Raw genomic sequence first — 9,403 nt, forward strand, 5'->3', positions numbered from 1 at the left:
AAGCTGCATCAGTTGGGCATCAGCCGACCTTTTTCAAGCCTGCCCGGTAGCGCTGCGCATTCTCGACGTAGTGCTGTGCGCTGCGCCGCAGACCGTCAATCTGCTCGGGTGTGAGCGATTTCACCACCCGGGCAGGCGTACCCATGATCATGCTGCCGTCCGGGAACGACTTGCCTTCGGTTACCAGTGAGCCGGCGCCTACCAGGCAGTTCTTGCCGATGGTCGCACCGTTGAGCACGGTGGCGCCAATGCCGATCAGCGATTCGTCCCCAATGGTGCAGCCGTGCAGCATCACCATGTGGCCCACCGTGACGCTTTCCCCCAGGATCACGGGATAACCGATATCGGCGTGCACCACACTGCCGTCCTGCACATTGCTGCCGCGCCCGACCGTGATGGTCTCGGTGTCGCCCCGCAGGGTGGCACCAAACCAGACGCTGCTGTCCTCCGCCATCACCACATCACCCATCACCTGTGCGCTGTCGGCGATCCAGGCCGAATCGGCCAGGCGGGGTGCAACACCATCGAGTTCATAAATTGCCATGCTGGGTCTCCAGTCGCGAAACCTAGAATTGTAGGGATGCAAGCCGACGCCACCCGATCCCCGGTCAATCTGCGCCCGCTGGCGCTGCAGGCGCTTTGCATGGCAGCGCCCGAAGCCAAGGTGAGCGCCACCCAGGCACTGTTCGAAGCCATGCAATCGGGGGGCGCCCTGCTGGACGCTGCAGCGCAACTTGAAACCGGGGCTGGCGTATCGATGCCCGGTCGGCCACCCAGGCCTGAACTCATTGCTCCGACGGATGTGCCACACCGATCCCCCTTCACACCCGAGGGCCTTGCGGCCTTGCTCCATGCCGTCACTCACATCGAATTCAACGCGATCAACCTGGCACTGGATGCGGTCTGGCGTTTCGCAGACATGCCAGCGTCCTACTACGCCGACTGGATGCGGGTGGCACATGAAGAGGCCCTGCACTTCGGTCTGCTGCGCGAGCACCTGCGGACTCTAGGCCACGATTATGGTGACTTTCCCGCGCACGATGGCCTTTGGGAAATGTGTGTGAAGACGCAACACGATGTGACGGCCCGCATGGCACTGGTGCCACGAACACTTGAAGCGCGCGGGCTCGATGCCACTCCGCTCATGCAGGCTCGTCTGCGCAAGGTGGGCACGCCTGCTGCACTGCGAGCCATCGAGATACTCGACGTGATCCTGCGCGACGAGATTGGCCATGTGGCCGTCGGCAATCATTGGTACGGCTGGCTGTGCGCGAAGCAAGGCCTTCAGCCGCTCGCCCACTACCGTCTGCTGGCCCGCCAGCACAACGCACCCCGGCTCAAGCCACCGTTCAACGAAGCCGCTCGCCGTGCCGCCGGCTTCACCCAGCAGGAGTTCGACGCTCTCCTTTCGTCGTGAGTCTTCATTCAGGGCTGCAATATCGGCAAAAACAGGTGAAAGTGAAGCGATTCGTTCGACCGCTTTGTGCGGTGTACAAAAGTGGTCCGAGCGCCTAGGATGCCATCATGACAATGCAGCAGATCCACCTGGATGGCTACCTGGGACAAGCCTTCGACAACATTCCGGTGGCCATGATCGTGGTCAACGCACAGGGAGACATCGTCCGGCTCAATCGACTGGCAGAGAGCATATTTGGCTATTCGGCGTCCGAGCTGGAGGGACGGCCTGTCGAGGTGCTCATTCCCTCGCGGTACCACGCCCGGCACAAAGGGTATCGCCATGGCTTCATGGCGGAAACCAACCCGCGCCCCATGGGTGCAGGCCGCGATCTCAGCGGGCTGCGCAAGGACGGCTCGGAGTTTCCGGTTGAAATCGGCATCAACCCGGTGGAAACCGGCGAGGGGCCCATGGTGCTGTCGGTGATTCTGGACCTGAGCGAGCGCAAGCAGAACGAGCGGCGCATTCAGGATGCCCTGCAACAGAAAGATGTGCTGCTCAAGGAAGTGCACCACCGAGTGAAAAACAACCTGCAGGTGATCCACAGCCTGCTGGACCTGCAGGCGCTCACGATCAAAGACGAAGGCACGGTGGGTATGCTGCGCGACAGCCAGAACCGCATCCGCTCCATGTCCATGATTCACCAGACGCTGTACCAGTCCCAGGACTTTGCGCAGGTCGACTTTGACCAGTTCCTCGGCGGCCTGTTGCCGCGCCTGATGGAGTCGTACGCTTCCACGGCGGGGCACGTGACCATCGACGTGCAGGCGCAGGACGTGCAACTGCCCATCAACGAAGCCATACCGTGCGGGCTGATCGTCAACGAACTGGTCAGCAATGCCCTGAAGCATGGTTTTTTAGGGGGCCGGCGTGGCAGCATCCAGGTCACCATCACACAACGCGAAGACAAGCAAATCGAAATGTCCATCAGCAACGACGGCCACCCCATACCCGACAAACTGGCCCTGAACAGCACCGGCTCACTCGGCCTGCAACTGGTGCATTTGCTGACACAGCAGCTGCGCGGTGAACTCACGACGCAGCATGCCAATCCCACGTGCTTCACGCTGCGCTTCGGTCTGGCGCCCACCGCATGAAAACTGCCCCGCGCATTCTGATCGTGGAAGACGAGCGCATCGTCGCTTTCAACCTGCAGCAGCGCCTGATCCACATGGGCTACGAAGTGCCTGGCCTGGCGGTGTCCGGGCACGAAAGTCTGGACATGATCGACCGTCTGGCTCCCGACCTGGTGCTGATGGACATCCACATCGAGGGCGACATGGATGGCATTGATGTGGCCGCGCGACTCATGCACACCCCTTCGGTACCGGTGATCTACCTCACCGCGTATTCAGAGGATTCGACCTTGAAGCGCGCGTGTCAGACCAAACCATACGGCTACCTGATCAAGCCTTTTTCGGAGCGGGAGCTTCACGCCACCATTCAGATGGCACTCGAGCGGCATTCCGTGGAGGTGGAACTGGTGCGCAGTCAGCGGCTGCTGCAACAGGCACTGGACGCCGCCAATCTGGGCGTTCTGGAGCTGGACACACAAACCCAGCACCTCACAACTTCCGACCGCACGCAGGACTTGCTGAGGTGGGGAAAAAATCCAAAGGCCACGCTGGCCGATTTGCTCAGCAGCGTGGCCGCCGACGACCGGCCCGCCTTTTCGGCCCGGCTCGACGAGAGTCTGACCCAACTTAACTCCATCAGCGAAGAGTTTCGCGTTCACACCGAAGGCGAAACCTCCCGCTGGCTCAAAATCGACGCCAACCATTGGCCCAACCAGGTCATGACCGGCGTGATTCAGGACATCACGGCCCGCAAACACAGCGAGATGCATTTGAAGCGGCTCAACGATGGACTGGAACATCTCGTCACCGAGCGCACCGCCGAGCTCAATCAAAGCATCAGGGAGCTCGAAGCCTTCAGCTCTTCCGTGGCACACGATCTGCGTGCGCCGCTTCGGGCCATCGTCGGTTTCAGCCAGGAAATCATGCGCGCCCACAACAGCGAACTCGGTGACGACGGTCTTGCCATGATGCAGCGCATTGCCTCAGCAGGCCAGCGCATGGGTGCCTTGATCGACGCCCTGCTGAACATGTCGCGCACGACCCAGGTTCCGCTGCAACTGGGCCCGGTCGACATCAGCGACATCGCCAGTGACATCGCAGACCAACTCATGCGCGGCGAGCCCGACCGCGTGGCCGATGTGCGCATTGCACCCGGCATGCAAGCCATGGCCGATGTCAGCCTGGTGCGCAGCGTGATGGACAACCTGCTGCGCAACGCGTGGAAGTTCACAGCCCAGTGCAAGGTCACGCGCATTGAGGTGAGCGCCGAAGTACGCGAAGGCGACACCGTGTTTTCGGTGAGAGACAACGGCTGCGGCTTCGACATGGCCTTCGCCCACCGGTTGTTCGGTCCCTTCCAGCGCCTGCATCGTGAGCAGGACTACACCGGCACCGGTCTGGGTCTGACCATCGTGCAGCGGGTGGTCATGCGCCACGGCGGTCGTATCTGGGCCGACAGCGCACCCGGCCAGGGAGCCAGGTTCTTCTTCACTTTGTCGAGTTAAGGCCAGGCACCCTGCAAGGTGCGAGCGCACAACTGCCGATAATCGGGGATGACTTCTTCTCCCACGACCTCTCCGGGCACGCCCGCCGCCAACGGCTTCAGCGCCCTGCCCCTGTCCCCCGCCACGCTGGCCAACCTGGAACAACTGGGTTACCTGACCATGACCGCCATCCAGGCGGCCGCCCTGCCGCCCGCCCTGTTGGGCAAGGACATCATTGCCCAGGCCAAAACCGGCAGTGGCAAGACAGCCGCATTTGCCCTGACCTTGCTCGCCAACCTGAACCCCCGGCGTTTTGCCGTGCAGACCCTGGTGCTGTGCCCTACCCGCGAGCTGGCCGATCAGGTCACGACAGAAATCCGCCGCCTGGCGCGCGCTGAAGACAACATCAAGGTGGTCACGCTGTGCGGTGGCGTACCGCTACGCGGACAACTGGCCACGCTGGAGCATGGCGCGCACATCGTGGTGGGAACGCCAGGCCGCATCATGGACCACCTCGAGCGCGGCAGCCTGCAGCTTGATGCGCTCAACACGCTGGTGCTGGACGAGGCCGACCGCATGCTCGACATGGGTTTCTTCGACGACATCGTGACCGTGGCGAAACAATGCCCGAAAACGCGCCAGACCCTGCTGTTTTCTGCCACCTACCCCGAAGGTATTGCGAAGCTGAGCGCGCAGTTCATGCGCGAACCTGTCACCGTGAAGGTGGAAGCGCAACACGCAGGTGCGCAGATCGAGCAGCGCTGGTACGAGGTGAGCGAAACCGACCGGCTGGACGCGGTGTGCCGCCTGCTGACCAATTTCCGTCCTGAAAGTACGCTCGCCTTCTGCAACACCAAGGCCCAGTGCCGCGATCTGGTGGCTGTGCTGCAGGCCCAGGGCATCAGCGCACTGGCGCTTTTCGGGGAGCTGGAACAGCGTGAGCGCGACCAGGTGCTGGTGCGATTTTCCAACCGCAGCTGCTCGGTGCTGGTGGCCACCGACGTGGCCGCGCGCGGGCTGGACATCGCCAGCCTGGAGGCAGTGATCAACGTGGATGTGACACCCGATGCCGAGGTGCACATCCACCGCATAGGCCGCACCGGACGCGCGGGTGAAAGCGGTCTGGCGCTCAACCTGGCCAGCATGAATGAGATGGGCAGCGTGGGCAAAATCGAACAGATTCAGGGACAGGAGTCGAAGTGGTACCCGTTGAGTGAGCTCAAGTCCGCCAGCAATGCACCTCTGGTGCCGCCCATGGTCACCCTTCACATCCAGGGTGGACGCAAGGAAAAGATCCGCCCCGGCGACGTGCTTGGCGCGCTCACAGCCGACCTGGGTTACACGCGCGAGCAAGTGGGCAAGATCAACGTGAATGAATGGTCCACCTACGTGGCCGTGAACCGCGACATTGCCCAGCAAGCGGCCAGCCGGCTCAATGCCGGACGCATCAAGGGCAAGAGCGTGAAAGTGCGGGTACTCGAGGACTGATTCTCAAACCGGCAATCGCCTCAATTCGCCCACTGAATTTCATCCCCTCCGGCCCCGCAACAGAAAGGAACTCTCGCCATGGGCGCGCAATGGAAAGCCAAACACAAAGACCTCGCCGCCAACGCAAAGGGCCGCCTCTTCGGCAAGCTGGCCAAGGACATCATGATCGCCGCGCGCCACGGGGCCGACCCGGCGGCGAACGCTCGACTTCGGCTGGTGGTGGAGCAGGCACGCAAGGTGTCCATGCCCAAGGACACGCTGGACCGCGCCATCAAGAAAGGCGCTGGTCTCACAGGCGAGGCGGTGCACTTCGAGCATGTGATGTACGAAGGTTTCGCGCCGCACAGGGTGCCGGTGATGGTGGAATGCCTGACCGACAACGTGAACCGCGCCGCTTCGGAGATGCGGGTGCTGTTCCGCAAAGGGCAGTTGGGTACATCGGGTTCGGTGGCCTGGGACTTCGACCATGTCGGTCTGATCGAAGCCGAACCGCAGGCGCCTGATGCCGACCCCGAACTGGCTGCGATCGAGTCAGGCGCGCAGGACTTTGAAGCTGCCGATGAAGAAGGCGCCACGCTTTTTCTCACCGATCCGGCCGATCTGGATCTGGTGAGCAAGGCGCTGCCCGCACAAGGTTTTACGGTGTTGTCGTACAGACTGGGTTACCGTCCCAAAAACCCGGTCGATCCTGCCAGCCTGAGCGCTGAACAGCTGGAAGAGGTGGAGAGCTTCCTGGCCGCCCTGGATGCCAACGAGGACGTACAAAACGTGTTTGCCGGCCTCGGCGGGTAATTTCCCACACGAACTCACCGACAATGGCGTCATGAGCGACACCCTGAAACCCACCCAACCGCCCCTGCCCGACCGCCTGTCCATCGATCCCCGCAGCCCGCACCATGTGGCGGCTGTGTTTGAACACGACATCGGCATCCGCTTCAACGACAACGAACGCTTTGACGTGGCCGAATACTGCATCAGCGAACGGTGGGTGAAAGTCCCTGCCGGCAAGACGCTCGACCGCAAAGGACAACCCCTGATGATCGTGCTCAAGGGCAAGGTCGAGGTGTTCTACAAGTAGGGCACCAGGTTCCCACCCGCACGCCATCGAAAGCACCTGAATGCATCGCCGATTGTTCGCCATCTCGCTGGGCGCCATGGCCTGGTCCATGCCAGCCTGGGCGACCTCGCAGGAAGCCGAAGCGTCCTCGCCATCAGGCTATACCGTGCCCGAGGCCTTGCTTCAGCAATCGGTGGCACAGCGCTTTCCCATGCGCTACCCTGTGCCGGGTCTCCTGAATCTGGATGTGCAGGTGCCCCGCTTGCGGCTCTTGCCCGACCAGAACCGCATGGGTGCCGACATGGAAGTGATCGCCGCCGGGCCCGCACTGAATCGTTCCCACCGCGGCATGTTCGATCTGAACTTCGCACTCCGCTACGAGGCCAGCGACCGCACGGTGCGCGCGCACCAGTTGCGCTTCAACCGCCTGCGCTTCCCCACGCTGCAACCCTCCGTGGTGGATCTGCTCAATACCTACGCACCCATGCTGGCCGAACAGTCCCTGATGGAGGTGGTGGTGCACCAACTGAGCCCGAAGGATCTGGCCATGGCCGATGCCATGAACATGCAGCCCGCGAGCATCACCGTCAGCGAAAAAGGGCTGGTGATTGGCTTGGCGCTGAAGCCACTGTGAAAGCATGAAGGCACCACCCAGACTGCAAGCCCTCATGGACGAGGGCCTGATCGACACCGTGGTGCGCCAGCTCATGAGTGGCAAGGAGGCCACCGTGTACGTGGTGCGCTGCGGCAACCAAACGCGCTGCGCCAAGATCTACAAGGAAGCCAACAACCGCAGCTTCCGGCAGGCGGTGGACTACACCGAAAACCGCAAGGTCAAGAATTCGCGCCAGGCGAGGGCCATGGCCAAGGGCACACGCTTCGGCCGCGAAGCCCAGGAAGCCGCCTGGCAGAGTGCCGAAGTGGATGCGCTCTACCGCCTGGCTGCGGCCGGTGTGCGCGTGCCACAGCCTTACAGCTTCTTCGATGGCGTGCTGCTGATGGAACTGGTCAGTGACGCAGAAGGCGATGCCGCACCGCGCCTGAACGACGTGGTGTTCACGCCCGAAGCCGCCAGAGTCCACCACGCCACCCTGATCAAGGAAGTGGTGCGCATGCTGTGCGCCGGGGTCATCCATGGCGATTTGTCGGAGTTCAACATCCTGCTGGCGCATTCGCATGAGCCGGGAATGTCCCACGTTCCGGTGATCATCGACCTGCCTCAGGCGGTGGACGCCGCCGGCAACAACCACGCCCAGCGCATGCTGCTGCGCGACGTGAACAACCTGCGAGATTTTTTTGGACGCTTCGCACCCGAGTTGTTGCATACCCGCTACGGCCCTGAAATCTGGTCGCTGTACCAAAGCGGCCTGCTGACCAATGACACAGTATTGACAGGCCGGTTCGAGCAGAAACACCAACGCGTGGACATGGAAGGCGTGATGCGCGAGATCGATGATGCGCGAGACGAGTACGCCGCACGGCGCCAGCGCCTGCTGGACGCTGCCCGAAATTGAGGAACTCTATCCGCGTGGATGGTGCTGCGCCACGATGGACTTGAGGCGTTCGCGCGCCACGTGGGTGTAGATGGTGGTGGTGGAGATGTCGGCATGCCCCAGCAGCATCTGCACCGCGCGAAGGTCGGCACCGTGGTTCAGCAAATGCGTAGCGAACGCATGGCGCAAGGTGTGCGGCGACAGCGCCACGGTGATACCAGCCTGCAAGGCGTACTTCTTCACCAGCGACCAGAACATCACCCGGCTCATGGCCTCGCCCGCACGCGAACCGCGTGCGGTCACGAACAGATCTTCGCTCTGCAACCCGCCCAGAATCTCACACCGGCCCTGGCCCAAGTACCGCTGAAGCCACTGACCCGCGATCTGGCCAAACGGCACCAGGCGTTCCTTGTTGCCTTTGCCGGTGATGCGCAGCACGTGCTCGTTCATGCCCACATGCCAGGTCTTGAGTGTGACGAGTTCACTCACCCGCAGTCCACTGGCGTACATCAGCTCCAGCATGGCCCTGTCGCGCATGCCCAGCGGAATGTCGGTGTCTGGGGCATTCAACAAGGCTTCCACCTGAGCTTCTGAAAGCGTTTTGGGCACACGCATGGGCTGGCGTGCTGCGTTCAAACGCAGCGTGGGATCTTTGCTCAACAGCCGTTCACGCAGCGCCCAGCGGAAAAACCGCTTGAACACCGTGAGACGCCGGTTTGCCGTGGTGGCGCGGGTTTCGCCATGGCGGGCCGCAAAGTAGCCGTTCAGGTCGGGCTCTGTGGCCTCCATCAGGGCCTTGCCTTGCCCTGCCAGCCACTGGCCCAGCAGCAACAGGTCGCGGCGGTAGGCATCGAGCGTGTTGCGCGACAAGCCCTCTTCCAGCCACAACGCGTCCACAAAGGCCTCCACACTGGTCTGGCTGCGAACGGCTTCGGGACTGGCGGCTTGTGGTGGTGTTGAATGGGATTGAAGGGGAGGCATGCTCTCGCGACTTTCTGGGAAAGGACATTTCAAGCGCAGCGACGACTTGCAGCAAACACATTGATGGGGGAAAACCCGCCCCTCACGGTAAGCATTTCCCGGGTGTGCCATGCAATTGAATTGGGTTATTCTGCCCTTTTGTCCTCATCATCAAAACAGGAGACACATCCATGCGTTGGATTCACAAAATCGGTCTGGGACTCAGTGTGGCGGCCGCCATTGCATCGGGCACTGCGGTGGCCCAGCAACAGCAGTTCATCAACGTGCTCACCGGCGGCCAGAGCGGCGTCTACTACCCCATGGGTGTGGCCCTCTCCCAGATCTTTGCCAAAGACATCCCCAATGTGCGCTCCACCGCCCAGGTCACC

10 protein-coding genes and 1 pseudogene are annotated in these 9,403 nt (G+C 62.2%); 9 read left to right on the forward strand and 2 right to left on the reverse strand.

Annotation, left to right across the window (positions count from 1 at the left end; all coding sequences use genetic code 11):
- Positions 1-19: 19 nt before the first annotated feature.
- Positions 20-544, reverse strand: a complete 525-nt coding sequence (locus tag Q7V46_RS10030) for a gamma carbonic anhydrase family protein (RefSeq protein ID WP_304913378.1) — start codon at positions 542-544, stop codon at positions 20-22.
- Positions 545-580: 36 nt separating this feature from the next.
- On the opposite strand from Q7V46_RS10030, the gene Q7V46_RS10035 reads away from it, so the two are divergent.
- From Q7V46_RS10035 to Q7V46_RS10070, 8 genes are all read left to right on the forward strand, one after another.
- Positions 581-1,417, forward strand: a complete 837-nt coding sequence (locus tag Q7V46_RS10035) for a ferritin-like domain-containing protein (RefSeq protein WP_304913379.1) — start codon at positions 581-583, stop codon at positions 1,415-1,417.
- Between the two features lie 107 nt (positions 1,418-1,524).
- A complete protein-coding gene (locus Q7V46_RS10040; RefSeq protein ID WP_304913380.1) occupies positions 1,525-2,553 on the forward strand; it encodes a sensor histidine kinase in 1,029 nt (342 codons plus the stop codon).
- Positions 2,550-4,037, forward strand: coding sequence for an ATP-binding protein (locus tag Q7V46_RS10045; protein ID WP_304913381.1), 1,488 nt, complete (start codon positions 2,550-2,552; stop codon positions 4,035-4,037). The genes Q7V46_RS10040 and Q7V46_RS10045 overlap by 4 nt, the downstream gene beginning before the upstream one ends.
- Positions 4,038-4,085: 48 nt before the next feature.
- Positions 4,086-5,504: an ATP-dependent RNA helicase DbpA gene (dbpA, locus tag Q7V46_RS10050; protein ID WP_304913382.1), complete on the forward strand. Its 1,419-nt coding sequence runs from the start codon at positions 4,086-4,088 to the stop codon at positions 5,502-5,504.
- 78 nt (positions 5,505-5,582) lie between these two features.
- A complete protein-coding gene (locus tag Q7V46_RS10055) occupies positions 5,583-6,296 on the forward strand; it encodes a YebC/PmpR family DNA-binding transcriptional regulator (RefSeq protein WP_304913383.1) in 714 nt (237 codons plus the stop codon).
- 31 nt (positions 6,297-6,327) lie between these two features.
- Positions 6,328-6,582, forward strand: a complete 255-nt coding sequence (locus tag Q7V46_RS10060; RefSeq protein ID WP_304913384.1) for a DUF3297 family protein — start codon at positions 6,328-6,330, stop codon at positions 6,580-6,582.
- 40 nt (positions 6,583-6,622) lie between these two features.
- Positions 6,623-7,195 carry a DUF1439 domain-containing protein gene (locus Q7V46_RS10065; RefSeq protein ID WP_304913385.1) on the forward strand — a complete coding sequence of 191 codons (573 nt, stop codon included), beginning with the start codon at positions 6,623-6,625 and terminating at the stop codon, positions 7,193-7,195.
- A gap of 4 nt (positions 7,196-7,199) precedes the next feature.
- Positions 7,200-8,075, forward strand: coding sequence for a PA4780 family RIO1-like protein kinase (locus Q7V46_RS10070; RefSeq protein WP_304913386.1), 876 nt, complete (start codon positions 7,200-7,202; stop codon positions 8,073-8,075).
- Positions 8,076-8,081: 6 nt separating this feature from the next.
- Here the strand turns inward: Q7V46_RS10070 and xerD are convergent, their stop codons facing one another.
- Entirely contained in the window at positions 8,082-9,035 is a 954-nt protein-coding gene (gene xerD, locus Q7V46_RS10075) for a site-specific tyrosine recombinase XerD (protein ID WP_304913387.1), read from the reverse strand.
- A gap of 170 nt (positions 9,036-9,205) precedes the next feature.
- Here xerD and Q7V46_RS10080 point away from each other — a divergent pair.
- Positions 9,206-9,403, forward strand: a pseudogene (locus tag Q7V46_RS10080) (C4-dicarboxylate ABC transporter); the annotation flags it as partial.

Origin of the sequence: Hydrogenophaga sp. (genome assembly GCF_030651625.1) — a bacterium.
Taxonomy (GTDB): Bacteria; Pseudomonadota; Gammaproteobacteria; order Burkholderiales; family Burkholderiaceae_C; genus Hydrogenophaga.